The sequence below is a fragment of the Nocardia sp. NPDC058244 genome, assembly GCF_042882065.1.
Classification (GTDB): domain Bacteria; phylum Actinomycetota; class Actinomycetes; order Mycobacteriales; family Mycobacteriaceae; genus Nocardia.
Genome location: NZ_JBHVWX010000001.1, coordinates 855,127 through 871,874, shown reverse-complemented (window position 1 = coordinate 871,874; position 16,748 = coordinate 855,127). Strand labels below are relative to the sequence as shown.

General features: G+C 70.9%; 16 protein-coding genes. 13 read left to right on the top strand and 3 right to left on the bottom strand.

Annotated features, from left to right (window positions below):
• Window positions 1–119: 119 nt before the first annotated feature.
• From ACFVW6_RS04235 to ACFVW6_RS04225, 3 genes are read left to right on the top strand one after another with little or no spacing between them, the layout of a single operon-like run.
• Window positions 120–1,172: an ABC transporter permease gene (locus tag ACFVW6_RS04235; protein ID WP_378823764.1), complete on the top strand. Its 1,053-nt coding sequence runs from the start codon at window positions 120–122 to the stop codon at window positions 1,170–1,172.
• 11 nt (window positions 1,173–1,183) lie between these two features.
• Complete coding sequence (locus ACFVW6_RS04230) at window positions 1,184–1,894, top strand: ABC transporter ATP-binding protein (protein ID WP_378823765.1); 711 nt, start codon at window positions 1,184–1,186, stop codon at window positions 1,892–1,894.
• Between the two features lie 50 nt (window positions 1,895–1,944).
• Window positions 1,945–2,337: an NYN domain-containing protein gene (locus ACFVW6_RS04225; protein WP_357342688.1), complete on the top strand. Its 393-nt coding sequence runs from the start codon at window positions 1,945–1,947 to the stop codon at window positions 2,335–2,337.
• Between the two features lie 20 nt (window positions 2,338–2,357).
• On the opposite strand, the gene ACFVW6_RS04220 is transcribed toward ACFVW6_RS04225, so the two are convergent.
• The gene (locus ACFVW6_RS04220) at window positions 2,358–2,921 is read right to left on the bottom strand and encodes a helix-turn-helix domain-containing protein (protein WP_355274630.1); all 564 of its coding nucleotides are present in this window, start codon (window positions 2,919–2,921) and stop codon (window positions 2,358–2,360) included.
• A gap of 137 nt (window positions 2,922–3,058) precedes the next feature.
• Between ACFVW6_RS04220 and ACFVW6_RS04215 the strand changes: the two genes are divergently transcribed.
• From ACFVW6_RS04215 to ACFVW6_RS04170, 10 genes are all read left to right on the top strand, one after another.
• Window positions 3,059–4,666 carry a carboxyl transferase domain-containing protein gene (locus ACFVW6_RS04215; RefSeq protein ID WP_355273643.1) on the top strand — a complete coding sequence of 536 codons (1,608 nt, stop codon included), beginning with the start codon at window positions 3,059–3,061 and terminating at the stop codon, window positions 4,664–4,666.
• 5 nt (window positions 4,667–4,671) lie between these two features.
• Window positions 4,672–6,711 carry a biotin carboxylase N-terminal domain-containing protein gene (locus tag ACFVW6_RS04210; RefSeq protein ID WP_378823768.1) on the top strand — a complete coding sequence of 680 codons (2,040 nt, stop codon included), beginning with the start codon at window positions 4,672–4,674 and terminating at the stop codon, window positions 6,709–6,711.
• The gene (locus ACFVW6_RS04205; RefSeq protein WP_355273648.1) at window positions 6,708–7,868 is read left to right on the top strand and encodes an acyl-CoA dehydrogenase family protein; all 1,161 of its coding nucleotides are present in this window, start codon (window positions 6,708–6,710) and stop codon (window positions 7,866–7,868) included. Before ACFVW6_RS04210 ends, ACFVW6_RS04205 begins: the two co-directional genes overlap by 4 nt.
• Window positions 7,865–8,344, top strand: coding sequence for a MaoC family dehydratase (locus ACFVW6_RS04200; RefSeq protein WP_365008221.1), 480 nt, complete (start codon window positions 7,865–7,867; stop codon window positions 8,342–8,344). The genes ACFVW6_RS04205 and ACFVW6_RS04200 overlap by 4 nt, the downstream gene beginning before the upstream one ends.
• A 71-nt stretch (window positions 8,345–8,415) precedes the next feature.
• Window positions 8,416–9,255 (top strand): HpcH/HpaI aldolase/citrate lyase family protein, encoded by an 840-nt coding sequence (locus tag ACFVW6_RS04195; protein WP_378823770.1) that lies wholly within the window; start codon window positions 8,416–8,418, stop codon window positions 9,253–9,255.
• 97 nt (window positions 9,256–9,352) lie between these two features.
• The gene (locus ACFVW6_RS04190; protein ID WP_378823772.1) at window positions 9,353–11,296 is read left to right on the top strand and encodes an acetoacetate--CoA ligase; all 1,944 of its coding nucleotides are present in this window, start codon (window positions 9,353–9,355) and stop codon (window positions 11,294–11,296) included.
• Between the two features lie 12 nt (window positions 11,297–11,308).
• Window positions 11,309–12,535, top strand: a complete 1,227-nt coding sequence (locus ACFVW6_RS04185) for a TetR/AcrR family transcriptional regulator (protein ID WP_355273659.1) — start codon at window positions 11,309–11,311, stop codon at window positions 12,533–12,535.
• Window positions 12,536–12,637: 102 nt separating this feature from the next.
• On the top strand, window positions 12,638–12,877 hold the full coding sequence (locus ACFVW6_RS04180; RefSeq protein WP_378823774.1) for a helix-turn-helix domain-containing protein: 240 nt from the start codon (window positions 12,638–12,640) through the stop codon (window positions 12,875–12,877).
• On the top strand, window positions 12,870–14,102 hold the full coding sequence (locus tag ACFVW6_RS04175) for a type II toxin-antitoxin system HipA family toxin (protein WP_378823776.1): 1,233 nt from the start codon (window positions 12,870–12,872) through the stop codon (window positions 14,100–14,102). The genes ACFVW6_RS04180 and ACFVW6_RS04175 overlap by 8 nt, the downstream gene beginning before the upstream one ends.
• A gap of 204 nt (window positions 14,103–14,306) precedes the next feature.
• Window positions 14,307–15,614, top strand: a complete 1,308-nt coding sequence (locus tag ACFVW6_RS04170; RefSeq protein ID WP_378823778.1) for a DUF1254 domain-containing protein — start codon at window positions 14,307–14,309, stop codon at window positions 15,612–15,614.
• Window positions 15,615–15,624: 10 nt separating this feature from the next.
• Here ACFVW6_RS04170 and ACFVW6_RS04165 read toward each other — a convergent pair whose 3' ends face one another.
• Together ACFVW6_RS04165 and ACFVW6_RS04160 are read right to left on the bottom strand one after the other, a co-directional pair.
• On the bottom strand, window positions 15,625–16,488 hold the full coding sequence (locus tag ACFVW6_RS04165; RefSeq protein ID WP_378823779.1) for a hypothetical protein: 864 nt from the start codon (window positions 16,486–16,488) through the stop codon (window positions 15,625–15,627).
• Window positions 16,489–16,512: 24 nt separating this feature from the next.
• Entirely contained in the window at window positions 16,513–16,728 is a 216-nt protein-coding gene (locus ACFVW6_RS04160) for an MbtH family protein (protein ID WP_218719668.1), read from the bottom strand.
• Window positions 16,729–16,748: the final 20 nt, after the last annotated feature.

Genomic DNA, 16,748 nt, shown 5'->3' with positions numbered 1-16,748 from the left:
TATGTGCGGCTACCGGACCGGCATCCATCGAAAGGTGTAAACGCGGACAGACCTTGGGTGGAGCGCGTTTCGTGCGCCGGTGCGATGGCGGGACGGCCGTCGACGGCGAGAGTGGAGGCATGTTCGTCGCACTCCGAGACCTGCGCGCCGCCCGCGGCCGCTTCCTGCTGATCACCACCGTCGTCCTGCTGGTGGCGGTGCTGGTCAGTTTCCTGAGTGGGCTCACCGCCGGGCTGGCGCACCAGAACATCTCCGCGGTGCAGGGCCTGCGCGCCGACCAGGTGGTCTTCGCCGAGACCGGCGCCGATCCCTCCTTCGATTCCTCGGTGCTCACCGAGGAGCAGATCGCGCAGTGGCGCGCGCTGGGCGGGATCGAGGTCACCCCGGTGGGCATCTCCCGGGCCCGTGCCGAGCACGCGGGCGCGAGCCCGGAGCAGGTCGCGCTGTTCGGCGGCGACCCATCGGCGTTCAGCAATCACCCTGCTACCGCACCGGGCGCGGTAGTGCTGAGTTCCGGCGCCGCCCGCGAACTCGCCGCGGGCACCGGCGACACCGTGGTGCTGGCCGGGCACGAGTTCACCGTCGCCGACGTCGCGGGCGACGAGTGGTACAGCCACACCCCGGTGATCTGGACGAGCATGGCCGACTGGCAAGCCGCCAGCCCCCGGGCCGGCGCGGCGACCGTGCTCGCCGTGCTCGGCAACGACCCGCGCAACGGCATCGACGCCGAAGCCGGGACGCACACGGTGCCCGCGGCGAACGCGGTCGAGGCGATCGGTTCCTACCAGGCCGAGAACAGCTCGCTGACCCTGATGACGGTGCTGCTGTTCGCCATCTCCGCGCTGGTGATCGGCGCCTTCTTCACCGTGTGGACGGTGCAGCGCCAACCCGACATCGCCACCTTGAAGGCGCTCGGCGCGACCACCGGGTCACTGGCCCGCGACGCGCTGGCCCAGGCGGCGATCGTGCTCGTCACCGGGGTCGCGCTCGGGCTCGGCATCACCACGGTGGCCTCGCTGTTCCTCGGTGACGCCATGCCGTTCGTGCTGTCGCTGTCGACGACCCTGGTGCCCGCGGCGGCCCTGATCGCGCTCGGCCTCGTCGGCGCCGCGGTCGCGCTGCGCTTCCTGTTCACCACCGATCCGCTGACCGCGCTCGGCGCGACCCGCTGAAGGACCTCCCCATGGCACTCACCCTCACCGACGTCACCCTCACCTACCCCGACGGCGCGGGCAGGCTCACCGCCCTCGACCGGGTGAACCTGCACGTCCCCGGCGGCACCATCGCCGCCGTCACCGGCCCGTCCGGCTCGGGCAAGTCGAGCCTGCTGGCGGTGGCGGCGACGCTGATCCGGCCCGACGCGGGCGCCGTCGTCCTCGACACCGACACGGGCAGCACCGATCTCGCGACGCTGAGCAGGCGCGCGGCGTCGACGGTCCGCCGCACCGCGATGGGCATCGTCTTCCAGCAGCCGAACCTCATTCCCGCGCTGACCGCCCTCGAACAGCTGGAGGTCACCGCGCATCTGGGCGGCAAGCGGCGGACCAGCCGGGCCGAAACCAGAACGCGCGCCACCGAACTGCTCGCCGCGGTCGGTCTCGCCGAGCACGCGGGCAAGCGGCCCGCCCAGCTCTCCGGTGGCCAGCGCCAGCGCGTCAACATCGCCCGCGCGCTGATGAACGACCCGGCTCTGCTCGTCGTCGACGAACCGACCAGCGCCCTGGACACCGAACGCGGCGCCGCCGTCCTCGACCTGATCACCACCATCGCCCGCGCGCACCGGGCCGCGACGATCCTGGTCACCCACGACCCCACCCACCTGCACCGGATGGACGCGGTCTACCGGATGACCGACGGACGCCTGCGCCCGGTCGAGGTGCCCGCGACCGCCTGATCCGGCGCGCCCGGCGAGCGCCGATCGCCCGCCGGGGGCAGACTGGACCGATGAGCGATCCGACCCAGCTGATCGTGGTCGACGCGGCCAATGTCATCGGCGCCAACGCCGACGGTTGGTGGCGCGACCGCGCGGGCGCCGCCCGGCGGCTGCTGTCGAGCATCGCGGACCTGACCACCCGGCTCCCGGCGTCGACCGCGGTGACTGTCGTCCTCGAGGGCGCCGCCAAGGCGGCCGCCGACGGCGCCGAACCGACCGCCCCTCGGCTGACCGTCGTGCTGGCCGACCGCTCCGGCGACGACAAGATCGTCGACGTGGTCGCCGAGGCCACCGGCTACGACCGGGTCACCGTGGTCACCGCCGATCGGGAACTGCGCCGCCGGGCCGACGCCTACGGCGCGGATTCGGTCGGCCCGCACTGGCTGCTGCGCCAATTCGACTGACCGGCGGGCTGTTCCACCGATCAGACCGGTGACGGCGCCAGCGCGGCCAGCGCCATCTGCCGTAGCACCGGCCTGGCCTTGCTCGCCCGCGCCGGCGCGGCGCTGTGCGGGGTGGAGTTGATCAGCCCGAAGGCCGCGTGGGCCTGCACGCGGGCGGTGTCCTCGGCCAGGCCGGGATGCACCTCGCGCAGCACCTGCACCCACACCTCGACGTACTGCCGCTGCGTGCGGCGCAGGGTGCGGCGGTCGGTGGCGGGGACGTTGTCGAGGTCGCGGTCCTGGATGCGGATGAGCTCGGGATCGTCGAAGGCGAAGTCGAGGTGGAAGTCGACCAGCCCGACCAGCGCTTCGGCGGGCGACGCCGCCGCGGCCACGACCGCGCGCCCACCGGCGAGCAGCCGCTCACTGACCCCCACCAGCAGCTCGACCAGCAGCGCTTCCTTGTTGGCGAAGTGCCGGTAGACAGCGGGTCCGCTGATCCCCACGGCCGCGCCGAGATCGTCGAGGCGCACGCCGAAGAAACCGCGATCGGCGATCAACCGGGCGCCCGCGTCGAGCAACTGCTCGCGACGCTGGGCTTTCATCAGTTCGCGCCGGGTCACCGGGGCGGGCTCGACCGTGGCCAACCTCGACTCCCTTCCACCGGGTCTGGACAACTTGGTTAGTCAAGATTAACCTGAATTTCAGTTATTGGCGATTAACCGGATGGCAGGATGGCGGGATGACGGTTACGCACGACCTCGACAACGGCCCCACGACCGCGACAAGCAACCGGGACGCGCACCGCGCCCTGGTCGACGAGCTGCGCGAGCGGCTGGCGACGACGGCGCTCGGCGGCCCGCAGAAGTCGCGCGAGCGGCACGTGGCCAGGGGCAAGCTGCTCCCCCGCGAGCGGGTCGACCAGCTGCTCGACCCGGGCAGCCCGTTCCTCGAGCTGTCCCCGCTGGCGGGCAACGGCATGTACGGCGACGAGTGCCCCGGCGCGGGCGTGATCGCCGGCATCGGCCGCATCGCGGGCCGCGAGTGCCTGGTGCTGGCCAACGACGCGACGGTCAAGGGCGGCACCTACTACCCGATCTCGGTGAAGAAGCACCTGCGCGCGCAGGAGGTGGCCGCGCAGAACAACCTGCCGTGCGTGTACCTGGTGGACTCCGGCGGCGCCTTCCTGCCGCGCCAGGACGAGGTGTTCCCCGACCGCGAGCACTTCGGCCGCATCTTCTACAACCAGGCCAACATGAGCGCCAAGGGCATCGCCCAGATCGCGGCGGTGATGGGCTCGTGCACCGCGGGCGGCGCCTACGTGCCGGCGATGGCCGACGAGGCCGTCATCGTGCGCGACCAGGGCACCATCTTCCTCGGCGGCCCGCCGCTGGTGAAGGCGGCGACCGGCGAGGTCGTCACGGCCGAGGAGCTCGGCGGCGGCCTGCTGCATTCGCGCACCTCCGGCGTCACCGACCATCTGGCCGACGACGACCGCGACGCGCTGCGCATCGTCCGCAAGATCGTCGGCACGCTCGGCCCGAAGCCCGAGGCGCCGTGGGAGGTGCTGCCGAGCACCCCGCCCGCCAAGCCGGAGGACGAGCTCTACGACGTGGTCCCGGTCGACCCGCGCACCCCCTACGACGTGCGCGAGGTGATCGACCGGATCGTCGACGGCGAGGCCGGCTTCCACGAGTTCAAGGCCGAATACGGTAAGACCCTGGTCACCGGGTTCGCCCGGATCCACGGCCACCCGGTCGGCATCGTCGCCAACAACGGCGTGCTGTTCGCCGAATCCGCCATGAAGGGCGCGCATTTCATCGAGCTGTGCGACAAGCGCAAGATCCCGCTGCTGTTCCTGCAGAACATCACCGGCTTCATGGTCGGCCGCGACTACGAGGCGGGCGGCATCGCCAAGCACGGCGCGAAGATGGTCACCGCGGTGGCCTGCGCGCGGGTGCCGAAGCTGACCGTGGTGATCGGCGGCTCCTACGGCGCGGGCAACTACTCCATGTGCGGACGCGCGTATTCGCCGCGCTTCCTGTGGATGTGGCCGAACGCGCGGATCTCGGTGATGGGTGGCGAGCAGGCCGCCTCGGTGCTGTCGACCGTGCGCGGCGAGCAGCTCGACAGCGCGGGCAAGCCGTGGTCGGACGAGGACCAGGAGGCCTTCAAGGCCCCGATCCGGGAGCAGTACGAGACCCAGGGCAACCCGTACTACGCGACGGCGCGGATCTGGGACGACGGCGTCATCGCGCCCACCGACACCAGAACCGCGCTCGGCCTTGCCCTCTCGGTGTGCGCGCAGGCGCCGCTCGAGCCCGTTTCCTACGGCGTCTTCCGGATGTGAGCGACATGCTGAACAAATCCCACCCCGTCGACTTCGACACCGTCCTGGTCGCCAATCGCGGCGAGATCGCGGTGCGCGTCATCAAGACCTTGCGCGCCATGGGTATTCGCTCGGTCGCGGTGTACAGCGACGCCGACGCGGGCGCCCGCCACGTGCGCGAGGCCGATGTTGCGGTGCGCCTCGGGCCCGCCCCGGCCCGCGAGAGCTACCTGTCGATCGAGAAGGTCGTCGACGCCGCGATCCGCTCGGGCGCCCAGGCGGTGCACCCCGGTTACGGCTTCCTGTCGGAGAATTCGGCGTTCGCCGCCGCGCTGGCCGACGCGGGCATCGTGTTCCTCGGCCCGCCGGCCAAGGCGATCGAGGTGATGGGCGACAAGATCACCGCCAAGAACACCGTCACCGCGTTCGGCGTCCCGGTGGTCCCCGGCATCGCCGAGCCCGGCCTGACCGACGAGCAGTTGATCACCGCCGCGGCCGAGGTCGGCTACCCGGTGCTGGTGAAGCCGTCCGCCGGTGGTGGTGGCAAGGGCATGCGCCGGGTCGACCGGGCCGAGGACCTGCCCGCGGCGCTGGTCAGCGCGCGGCGCGAGGCGGGCGCGGCCTTCGGCGACGACACGCTGTTCCTGGAGCGCTTCGTCACCCGGCCCCGGCACATCGAGGTGCAGGTCCTGGCCGACAAGTTCGGCAATGTGGTGCACCTGGGCGAGCGCGAGTGCAGCTTGCAGCGCAGGCATCAGAAGGTGATCGAGGAGGCGCCCTCGCCGCTGCTCGACGCCGCGACCAGGGCCAGGATCGGCACCGCGGCCTGCAATACGGCGCGCAGTGTCGACTACGTCGGCGCGGGCACCGTGGAGTTCATCGTCTCCGCCGACCGGCCCGACGAGTTCTTCTTCATGGAGATGAACACCCGCCTGCAGGTGGAGCATCCGGTGACCGAGCTGGTCACCGGGGTCGACCTGGTGGAATGCCAGGTCCGGGTGGCCGCGGGCCAGAAACTGGGCCGGAGCCAGGACGAGATCCACCTGGTCGGGCACGCGATCGAGGCGCGCGTCTACGCCGAGGATCCGGGCCGCGGCTTCCTGCCCACCGGCGGCACCGTGCTCGCGCTCGCCGAGCCGAGCGGCCCCGGCGTTCGGGTCGACTCGGGTCTGTCCGAGGGCACCGTGGTCGGCAGCGACTACGACCCGATGCTGTCGAAGGTGATCGCCCGCGGCACCACCCGCGCCGACGCCCTCGGCGCGCTCGACCGCGCGCTGGAACAGACCGTGCTGCTCGGCGTGACGAGCAATATCGAGTTCCTGCGGTTCCTGCTCGCCGACGAGGACGTGCAGGCGGGCCGCCTCGACACCGCGCTGCTGGACCGCCGGGTGAGCGATTTCCGGCCCGCCGCGGTGACCGACGACGAGTTCGTCGCCGCCGCGGCCCATCACTGGCTGCGCCGCTGGCCCGCATCCGGCGGCGACCCGTGGTCGACCCCGTCGGGCTGGCGGCTCGGCGCGCAGGCCCCGACCTCGATCCGGCTCGCGGCCGGTGACCAGGTGCGCCACGTCTTCCTCACCGGCACACCGGAATCGGCGACGGTCCGGATCGACGACGACGAGCCGCGGTCGCTGTCGGCCGCGCCGAGCCCCGACGGCCTCGTCCTCACCCTGGACGGGCTGCGCCGCGCGTTCCGCGTGGCCGAGGCCGACGACCAGCTGTGGGTCGGTCACGCGGGCAGTGTCGCCGTGCTGCGGGAAGTCGCCGAGGCGAGTGTGCGCGGCGACGCCGCCCATGTCGGCGACGCCGAGATCCGCAGTCCCATGCCGGGTTCGGTGATCGCGGCCCCGGTCGCCGACGGCGCGACCGTCGCGGTCGGTGATCCGGTGATCGTCATCGAGGCCATGAAGATGGAGCACGCGCTCACCGCCCCCGTCGCGGGCACCGTCGAGGTGCTGGTGGCGCCGGGCGCCCAGGTGAAGCTGGACCAGGTGCTGGTCCGCGTCGTCGCCCACCCTGTCGAAACCGCTGTCGAAGAGACCGAGCGCGAAGGAACCAACGCATGACCGACTACCTGTCCACCGGCTCGCTGCCGGACGAATACCGCCAGCTCGCCCTGACCGTGCGCGACTTCGCCCAGCAGGTCGTCGCGCCGGTCTCGGCGAAACACGATGCCGAGCACAGCTTCCCGTACGAGGTCGTCGCTGGCATGGCCGACATGGGCCTGTTCGGCCTGCCGTTCCCCGAGGAGTTCGGCGGCATGGGCGGCGACTACTTCGCCCTGTGCCTGGCGCTCGAGGAGCTCGGCAAGGTCGACCAGAGCGTGGCCATCACCCTCGAGGCCGGCGTCTCGCTGGGCGCGATGCCGATCTACCGCTTCGGTGACGACAAGCAGAAGAACGAGTGGCTGCCCCAGCTCACCAGCGGACGCGCGCTGGCCGGCTTCGGCCTCACCGAACCCGACGCGGGCAGCGACGCGGGCGGCACCCGCACCACCGCCGTCGAGGACGGCGAGAGCTGGGTGATCAACGGCGCCAAGCAGTTCATCACCAACTCCGGCACCGACATCACCCGGCTGGTCACCGTCACCGCGGTGACCGGGCAGACCGGCGGCAAGAAGGAGATCTCCACCATCCTGGTGCCGACCTCCACCCCCGGCTTCGTCGCCGAACCGGCCTACAACAAGGTCGGCTGGAACGCCTCCGACACCCACCCGCTGAGCTTCACCGACGTGCGGGTGCCGACAGAGAACCTGCTCGGCGAGCGCGGCCGCGGCTACGCCAACTTCCTGCGCATCCTCGACGAGGGCCGCATCGCCATCGCCGCGCTGGCGGTCGGCGCCGCGCAGGGCTGCGTGGACGAGAGCGTGCGCTACGCCGGTGAGCGGCAGGCGTTCGGGCAGGCCATCGGCCGCAACCAGGCCATCGCGTTCAAGATCGCCCGGATGGAGGCGCGCGCCCACGTCGCCCGGACCGCCTACTACGACGCGGCCGCGCTGATGCTGGCGGGCAAGCCGTTCAAGAAGGCCGCCTCGATCGCCAAGATGGTCGCCAGCGAGGCCGCGATGGACAACGCGCGCGACGCCACCCAGATCTTCGGCGGCAACGGCTTCATGAACGAATACCCGGTGTCCAGGCACTACCGTGACAGCAAGATCCTGGAAATCGGTGAGGGCACGACGGAGGTGCAGCTGATGCTGATCGCTCGGGAGCTGGGTCTGTGACCGAACGCAGAGTCGTCCAGCGGGGGCTGTGGTTCGAGGAGTTCGAGATCGGCACGATCTACGAGCACCGGCCCGGCCGCACCATCACCGAGGCCGACAACGTCCTGTTCACCACGCTGACCATGAACACCCAGGCGCTGCACCTGGACGCGAACTTCGCCGACGCGCAGCCGCCGTTCAACCAGCGGCTGGTGAACTCGATGTTCACCCTGTCGACGCTGGTCGGCCTCTCGGTCGCCCAGCTCACCCAGGGCACCCTGGTGGCCAATCTCGGGTTCTCCGAGATGTCGCTGCCGGCCCCGCTGTTCCACGGCGACACCATGTACGCCGAAACGCTGGTCACCGACAAGCGCGAATCCAAGAGCCGCCCGGGTGAGGGCATCGTCGGCCTCACCCACACCGCGCGCAACCAGGACGGCGTGATCGTGGCGAAGGCCGTGCGGCAGACCCTGGTCCGGAAGGCACCGACGGCATGAGCGGTCGGCGCCCGGAGGAACTGCCGTGCCGCACCATCCCCGGGCGCCCCGGCCCACCGGAAGGACACAGCATGACGATGACCGGAGACAGCGTGAACCCCTGGGAGCCGACCGGACCGGCCTGGCTGTTCTGTCCGGCCGACCGGCCCGAGCGCTTCGCCAAGGCCGCCGCGGTGGCCGATGTGGTGATCCTCGATCTCGAGGACGGCGTCGCCGCGGGTGACAAGGCCGCCGCCAGAAAGGCGCTGATCGAGACCCCACTCGACCCGCGGCACACCGTGATCCGCGTCAACGCGGTCGAGACCGAGGAGTACGCGGCCGACCTGGCCGCCCTCGCGCAGACCGCCTACCGGCGGATCATGCTGCCCAAATGCGAGTCGGCCGAGCAGGTCAGGAGCCTGGCGGGCTACGAGGTGATCGTGCTGATCGAGTCGCCGCTGGGCGCGGTGCGGGTGGCCGAGTCGGTCGCCGCCGAGAACGCCATCGGCGTGATGTGGGGCGCCGAGGACCTGGTCGCCGGACTCGGCGGCAATTCGAGCAGGCACGCCGACGGCAGCTACCGCGACATCGCCCGGCACGTGCGCTCGACGAGCCTGCTGGCGGCCAAGGCCTTCGGCCGGTTCGCCCTGGATTCGGTGTTCCTCGACATCAAGGATCTGGAAGGGCTCGCGGTGGAGACGCTGGACGCGGTGGCCGTCGGCTTCGACGCCAAGGTGGCCATCCATCCCAGCCAGGTCGCGGTGATCCGCGAGGGCTACGCGCCCGATCCGGAGGAGATCGGCTGGGCGCGCCGCGTGCTCGCCGAGGTGCCGAACCACCGCGGGGTCTTCGCCTTCGAGGGCCGCATGGTCGACGCACCGGTGCTGCGGCACGCGGAGCGGATCGTCCGCCGGGCCGAACTGCCCGGCTGAGCAGCACCCGGCGCGCGGGACGAATATCGCCCGACGCGCCGGGGTAATCATCGGCCGGACCGCCCCCGGCCCGCGCCAATCCACAGGAGGACCTCCGATGCAACCGCAATGGGAACCGACCGCCCAGGACATCGCGTCGGCACGGATCACCGACTTCGCCGCGTTCGTCAGCGGCCGGACCGGCGAGCAGTACCCCGACTACCAGGCGCTGTGGCAGTGGTCGGTCGACGACATCGCCGGCTTCTGGCAGGCGCTGTGGGACTACTTCGAGCTCGGCCCGATCGCCGACGGCGTGCTCGGCGACCGGGCGATGCCCGGCGCGCGGTGGTTCCCGGGGACGCGGCTGAACTATGTCGACCAGGTCGTCCGGCAGGCGCGGTTCGATCGGCCCGCCGTGCTCGCGCTGAGCGAGGACGCCGAGCCGCGCGAGATCTCGTGGAGCGAGCTGATCGAGCAGGTCACCGCGTTCGCGGCCACCCTGCGGGCCCAGGGCGTCGAGGCGGGCGACCGGGTGATCGGCTACCTGCCGAACATCCCGGAGGCCATCGTCGCCTTCCTCGCCACCGCGAGCATCGGCGCGGTGTGGAGCGCGTGCGGCCAGGACTACTCGGCCAAGGCGGCGCTGGACCGGCTCGGCCAGCTCGAGCCGACCGTGCTGGTCACCGCCGACGGCTACCGGTTCGGCGGCAAGCAGCACGACAAGCGCGCCGACATCGCCGCCGTGCGGGACGGGCTGCCCGGGTTGCGCGCGACGATCGCGGTGTCGCAGCTCGGACTCGAGGTGCCCGGCGCGGTCGCGTGGTCGGACGCGGTCGCCGATCCAGGGCAGGGCGTGATCGAGACGACCGCGGTCGACTTCGATCATCCGCTGTGGATCGTGTTCTCCTCCGGCACCACCGGCCTGCCCAAGGGCATCGTGCACGGACACGGCGGCGTGCTGCTGGAACATCTGAAAGCCGTTGCCCTGCAATCCGATATCGGGCCCGACGACGTCTTCTTCTGGTACACCAGCCCCAGCTGGATGATGTGGAACTTCCAGATCGCCGGCCTGCTCACCGGCGCGACCGTGGTGACCTACGACGGCAGCCCGACCGCGGGTGGCCCGGACGCGCTGTGGCGCCTGGCCGCCCAGGTCAGCGCCACCGTGCTCGGGACCAGTCCCGGGTATGTCCTCGGGTGTATCAAGGCGGGGTCGGTGCCGCGGACCGACCACGATCTGTCGGCGCTGCGCAGTGTCGGGATCACCGGGTCGGCGCTGCCGGAGTCGAGCGCGCTGTGGCTGAACGAGAACGCGGGCGAGCACGTCCAGGTGAACTCGATCAGCGGCGGCACCGACGTGGTGTCGGCGTTCATCGGCGGCGTGCCCACCGTGCCGGTGTGGCCGGGCGAGCTGTCGGCGCCGTATCTCGGGGTCGCGCTGGACGCCTTCGACGAGGCGGGCGCGCCGGTGCGCGGTGCGGTCGGCGAGCTGGTGGTGACCGAGCCGATGCCGTCGATGCCGGTGCGCTTCTGGCGCGACGAGGACGGAAAGCGCTACCACGACGCCTATTTCGACACCTACCCCGGCGTGTGGCGGCACGGCGACTGGATCACCCTGACCGAACGCGGCAGCGTCGTCGTGCACGGCCGTTCCGACTCCACCCTCAACCGGCACGGCATCCGGATGGGCAGCGCCGACATCTACCAGGTCGTCGAGCAGTTCCCGGAGATCGCCGAGGCCCTGGTGATCGGCGCCGAACAACCCAACGGCGGCTACTGGATGCCGCTGTTCGTCGTCCTCGCCCCCGGCGCCGCCCTCACCGACGACCTGAAGACCCGGATCGGCACCGCGATTCGCACCGAGGTCTCGCCCCGCCACGTCCCCGACGAGATCCGCGAGGCCCCCGGCATCCCGCACACCCGCACCGGCAAAAAGCTGGAAGTCCCGATCAAGAAGCTCTTCCAGGGCGCGGACGCGGCCCGCGTCGTCGAACGCAGCGCCGTCGACGACCCGTCCCTGCTCGACTGGTATGCCCGGATCACCCCACCCCACAAGGCCTAATACACTTCTGGCATGAATGTCGGCGAGTCTCGTGGTGCGCGTGGATCGGTAGTCGGCGGAGCGAAGGACGGTGTGCGACGGCGGCCGAAGAATCGGCGCGCGCAGATCGCGGCGACCTCGGCGATGGCGTTCGGCGCGGCCGGCTATCACGGGGTGAGCATGGAGGACATCGCCGCCGGGCTGGGGATCAGTTCGGCGGCGCTGTACCGGCACTACCCCAGTAAGTACGCGCTGTTCCGGGAGGAACTGCTGCGGGTCGGGGAGGCGTTCACCGCCTCGATCACGGTGTCCGATGACGGGTCACCGATCGCGGCGGAACGGTTGCGGCACATGCTGACCGGGCTCATCGGCGCGACGGTGGAGAACCGCGGCACGGTCACCCTGGTGCGCTGGGAGAGCCGCTATCTCGAGCCCGCCGACCGGCTGGTGCTCGACGAGCAGCGGGCCTCGGTGCTGGTCGCCCTGGACGAGCAGCTGGCGGTGCTGCGGCCGGAGCTGACCGCACCGGATCTGCGGATGCTGTCCACCGCCATGTTCGGCGTGATCACCAGCATCGCCGACCATCACGCCGCGCTGCCCGCCCGCACGCTGAACCGGCTGCTGAGCGCGGCCTGTCTCGCGCTGGCCGGGGACGAATTGCCGCCCGCGGCAGCGGTTTCCGAACAGGCGACCCAGGTCGAGATCCCGGAGTCGTTCAAACACGAACTGCTGCTGCGCAAAGCGGTCGAGCTGTTCCACGAGCGCGGCTACCCGAACGTGAGCGTCGAGGACATCGCCTCGGCCGCGGGTCTGTCCGCGGCCTCGGCGGTGTACCGGTTCTACCGCGGCAAGAGCGACATCCTCGCCGCCGCGTTCCGCCGCGCGGCCGACCGGGTCTCCGGCGCGATCGGCCCCGCCGTCGCGGGCACCCCCGACAGCGGCGCCGCGCTGGACGTGCTGATCGCCCAGTTCGTCTCCGACACCTTCGACGAGCGCGCGCTGGCGGTCGTCTACTACGCCGAGTTCGGCCACGTCCCCGCCGAGGAACGCGCGGTCCTGCGCAATATCCAGCGCCTCAGCGTCCAGGAGTGGGCCCGCCTGGTCCGCGAGGTGCGCCCCGAACTCTCCGCCGCCGAAGCCCGCTTCCTGGTCCACGCCGCCTTCGCCCTCGTCATCGACCTGAGCCAGATCTACGGCCCCGACCCGATCGCCTGCCGAGCCCGCGTAGCCCACCTCATGCACCGAACCCTCCTCGGCTGACCCAGCCGAAGCGGCCTGTTGACTACCAAAACGTAGTCAACAGAGAGAACTACGATAAGGTAGTCGATGGGATTGACTACCGAATCGTAGTCGGGAGGCAGCATGGCGTACACCGGCAAAGTCACCGGCCCGGAATCACTGGGCCGCATCTTGCAGCAGGCACGCCTGCTCAGCGGCCTGAGCCAGCGCGAACTCGCCGAACGGCTCGGGACCAGCCAGCGCTACATCTGGGAGATGGAGGCAGGTAAACCGTCGATCTACACCGACCGATTGTTCGCCATGATGCGCGAGACCGGCATGCACCTCACCGCCACGATCGACCCGGCGGCCGCGGATGACTGACCTCGTCGTCGAGCTCTACGGCACCCGGATCGGCACACTGACCGGCAGCCATCAGGATTTCGAGTTCGTGGCCGATCCCGCGGCGGTCACCGCTTTCGGCCTCGACAGCACCATCCTGTCGCAGGCCATCCCCTTCGCGATCGTCCCGACACGCTCGGGAAAGGGCCGACGCCAGAACTTCTTTCGCGAACTGCTCCCGGAAGGCCGGATGCTCACCCGGCTGGCACAGGAAGCCGGTCTCGCCGAGCGGGACACCATCGGACTTCTGCGCCGCTACGGTCGCGACGTGGCGGGCGCGCTGCAGATCTGGGATCCGGAGGTCCCCGGTGAGCCGAAAGAACCTGGACTCGAGGCGCTGTCCGATGCCGGTGTGGCACACCTGCTCACTCATGTCGGCGACTACCCGCTGGGGAACAAGCCCATCGGCGGCAAGACCTCCCTGGCCGGAGTGCAGGACAAGATCGTGCTCGCGCGCACGGATTCAGGGTGGCATCGAGTCGTCGACGGCTACCCGTCGACCCACATCCTGAAGCCGGGATCCCGCGACTACCCGACATCGATCTATGACGAGGAGTACGGCGCCAGGATCGTCCGGGCAGCCGGGCTCGCCGAGTTCCACACCTGGATAGCGGAATTCGACGAAGTTCCGGCGTTGGTGGTCGAACGTTACGACCGTGCCGACGACGCGCCCGGAGGCCGGATCCACCAGGAGGACTTCAACCAGGTTCTCGGCGCGACGGGCGACCAGAAGTACCAGCGGTTCGGCGGCCGGGTGTCCCTCGCCCGGATAGCGAAGGTCTTGTCGACCACTGTCGGCCGCGAATCGGTCGTCCGGCTGCTGCGCATGACAACGGCCGCTGTGGCCGTGGGGAATCTGGATATGCACGCCAAGAACATCTCGCTGTTGCACCCACCCGGCGGTGCCGCCGAGCTGGCCCCGGCCTACGACTTCGTGCCGCAGGTCCACCTTCCGAACGACGGAGAGATGGCATTGGCCATCGATCAGGAGTACCGGCACCAGGCGATCACGCGGGCGCACCTGGTCGCCGAAGGACGGCAGTGGGGATTGCGGGATGCAGATGAGCATGTCGCTCGAGCGCTGGACGACGTCCTCGCGACCGTCGAGACCGAGCGGCCACACCCCCGCGCCTTCCCCGGCGTGCGGTCGGAGATCAGCCGATTCACCGACAACCTCCGCGCGGGCCGCGCCGCGGGTGACCGCTGACCTGCGGAATTCACCCGTTGTGTGTGAGGGCGGGGGGTGGTGGGGTGTTTACGGTGGGCGTTCGAGGTGTCGGACGGAGCGTGTATGGGTGGTCGGGCAGGTGGCGAGGGTGGGCTGAGTCGGCGGCGCTTGCTGGGGTTGGGGGCGGCGGTGGGGGTGGCGGCGGTGGTGCCCGGGTGCGGGGGTGGGGAGCCGGTGCGCTCGGTGGTCACGTCGACGGGGGCGCCGGATGTGCTGGAGCTGGCGACCGAGGCGTATGTGTTCGGCTATCCGATGATCATGCTGGACATGATGCGGGCGGCGAGTGGGCCGACCAACACCTTCGATCACAGCGTGCTGCCCGATCCGCTGGATCGCGGGGTGGCCCGGCTCAGCCATGACATGGTGTATTCGCAGGCGTGGCTGAATCTGGCGGACGAGCCGCTGGTGCTGCAGATCCCGGGGATGGAACCGGACCGGTACTGGCTGTTCCAGCTGCTCGACGGGTGGGGCAACACCGTGCACGATCTGAGCAGCGAGCAGCCGCGCACGGGGGCCGACGCCGAGGGACCGCCGTACACCTATGTCATCGCTGGTCCGCGCTGGACCGGGTCGCTGCCGCCACACACCACCCTGCTGCACATGCCGTCGGAGCTGGCGACGATCGTCGGCCGGATCCAGATCGACGGCGTCGCCGACGCGCCGCGGGTCAACCACTGGCAGGAGCAGATCCGGCTGGTGCCCGCGGGCGCCTGGCAGCGCCGCGAGTACGACGCGACGATCAGCAGGGTGCACCCGATCGACCGCGGGCCGGAGCCGCCGGTCAAGCGGATCGCCGCGCTGGACGGACGCACCTATCTCAATCGGCTGTGCCGGTTGATGGTCGCCGATCCGCCCGCGGCCGCCGACGCGCCGCTGATGGATCAGCTGGCCGCGATCGGGGTGGTCCCCGGCGGCACCGTCGACAACGAACCCGTCGACGTGCTCGACGAGGCGGCCCGCCGGGCCCACCGCCGGATCGCGGGCTGGACCGATCCGAACGCGCGCCGCGTCAACGGGTGGGAGATCCCCGTCGACCTGGGCACCTTCGGCACCGACTACCTGCGCCGCGCGGCGACGACGATGCGCTCACCGGGCAAGGCACCCCTGCGCGACGTGCTCTACGCCGAACTCTGGGCCCCGACCACCGACGACGCGGGACGACCCCGCCGCTACCGCATCCGCTTCGAGCCCGGCCGGTGGCCGCCGGTGGCCGCCTTCGCCGCGATCACCGCCTACGACCCCCAGGGCTTCCTGGTCCCCAACCCGGCCGCGATCTACTCGGTCGGCCACGCCCCGCCGGTGGTGGCGGGCCCGGACGGCACGGTGGAGATCGCCGTCCAGCACGCGGACCCGCGCCCCGGCACACCCACCGGGAACTGGCTCCCGATCCCGGACTCCGGCGAGTTCTCCCTGACGATGCGCCTGTACGCGCCCCGCGCGGCCGCGATCGACGGCGACTGGGAACCGCCACCGATGACCCCGGTGGCGTGATCGCGGCACCTCAGCCGATGGTGGCCCGCACCGGGACGGACGCAGCCGGGGCCGTGAACACCGCGACGTAGTAGTCCGGGACGACGCAGACGACCGGTTCGGTCGCGGTCAGCACCGGGCGCAACCGTTCCGCCGAAAAGGCAAGGTAGGCACCGTCGTTGTGGCATCCGGTGAGGACGAAGGCGAACGCGCGATCACGCGCGGCGCGCTGCGACACCACCGAGTTCACCCGATGGGCCACGGTGGCATCGAGCCCGGCGGTGAACGCGGCGAGCTGATCCGGCTGCGAGACTTCCACACCGCGCGGCGCGGCGCCGAGCGTGATGCGCTCGAGATGGGCGAGGGTCGCGGGACCGGGCGGATCGGGACGATCACCGCCGAGCCGGGTGTTCGCGGGCACCTCGTCCTTCGGTAGCGCGAACACCGCCAGAATGTCCCAGGGCGCCGCGCATTCCGGCGGCGGATTGTCCGCGCCGGTCAGCCGGACGGAGTAGTCCGCGGTGCCCTGGGTGGTCAGCTTGGCGCCGTCACCGGGCGAACACCCCGCGCCCCAGGAGAAGGCGAGCAGCGCTTCGGTCCCGAGGTCGCGGCGCGACAGCTGATCCGCGAGCCGACCGGACCCGTCACCGGGGAACCGCCCGACGAACTGGTCGATATCGGCCTGCGACCGCAGAATCGTGTGAACATCGGGCAGTCCCCGGTCGGACTCGAACACCACCGGTTCGGCGTGCTCGACATCGCGGGCGGTGGACGTGCGCCGTCGCGGATCGGAGTCCGCCGACGACGCGAACAGCGCCCCCAGGTACCCGCCTGCCAGCAGTCCCACCAGCAGCGCCACCACGATTCCGGTCCGGTTGTTCGTCGTACTCCCCATACCCCACTGTACGTAGGGCGGCGGTCAGCCCTCGTTGGCCATCGCGGCGATGAGGGAATTGGGGCGCATGTCGAGCCAGTGGGATTCGACGTACTGGAGACAGGAGGTGCGGGTGGCGGCGCCGAAGGCGACGGTCCAGCCGCCGGGCACCGCGGCGAAGGTGGGCCAGAGGGAGTGCTCCCCCTCGGCATTGACCAGCACGTAGAACTGGGCGTTCTCGTCGTCGAACGGATTGCTCATCGGATTGCCTTCCTGAGGGG

Excerpts from the sequence above, each read along its gene's own strand:
- ACFVW6_RS04235 (WP_378823764.1), top strand. The coding sequence starts at position 120 with ATGTTCGTCGCACTCCGAGACCTGCGCGCCGCCCGCGGCCGCTTCCTG.
- ACFVW6_RS04230 (WP_378823765.1), top strand. The coding sequence starts at position 1,184 with ATGGCACTCACCCTCACCGACGTCACCCTCACCTACCCCGACGGCGCG.
- ACFVW6_RS04225 (WP_357342688.1), top strand. The coding sequence starts at position 1,945 with ATGAGCGATCCGACCCAGCTGATCGTGGTCGACGCGGCCAATGTCATC.
- ACFVW6_RS04220 (WP_355274630.1), bottom strand. The coding sequence starts at position 2,921 with ATGAAAGCCCAGCGTCGCGAGCAGTTGCTCGACGCGGGCGCCCGGTTG.
- ACFVW6_RS04215 (WP_355273643.1), top strand. The coding sequence starts at position 3,059 with ATGACGGTTACGCACGACCTCGACAACGGCCCCACGACCGCGACAAGC.
- ACFVW6_RS04210 (WP_378823768.1), top strand. The coding sequence starts at position 4,672 with ATGCTGAACAAATCCCACCCCGTCGACTTCGACACCGTCCTGGTCGCC.
- ACFVW6_RS04205 (WP_355273648.1), top strand. The coding sequence starts at position 6,708 with ATGACCGACTACCTGTCCACCGGCTCGCTGCCGGACGAATACCGCCAG.
- ACFVW6_RS04195 (WP_378823770.1), top strand. The coding sequence starts at position 8,416 with ATGACGATGACCGGAGACAGCGTGAACCCCTGGGAGCCGACCGGACCG.
- ACFVW6_RS04190 (WP_378823772.1), top strand. The coding sequence starts at position 9,353 with ATGCAACCGCAATGGGAACCGACCGCCCAGGACATCGCGTCGGCACGG.
- ACFVW6_RS04185 (WP_355273659.1), top strand. The coding sequence starts at position 11,309 with ATGAATGTCGGCGAGTCTCGTGGTGCGCGTGGATCGGTAGTCGGCGGA.
- ACFVW6_RS04180 (WP_378823774.1), top strand. The coding sequence starts at position 12,638 with ATGGCGTACACCGGCAAAGTCACCGGCCCGGAATCACTGGGCCGCATC.
- ACFVW6_RS04175 (WP_378823776.1), top strand. The coding sequence starts at position 12,870 with ATGACTGACCTCGTCGTCGAGCTCTACGGCACCCGGATCGGCACACTG.
- ACFVW6_RS04165 (WP_378823779.1), bottom strand. The coding sequence starts at position 16,488 with ATGGGGAGTACGACGAACAACCGGACCGGAATCGTGGTGGCGCTGCTG.
- ACFVW6_RS04160 (WP_218719668.1), bottom strand. The coding sequence starts at position 16,728 with ATGAGCAATCCGTTCGACGACGAGAACGCCCAGTTCTACGTGCTGGTC.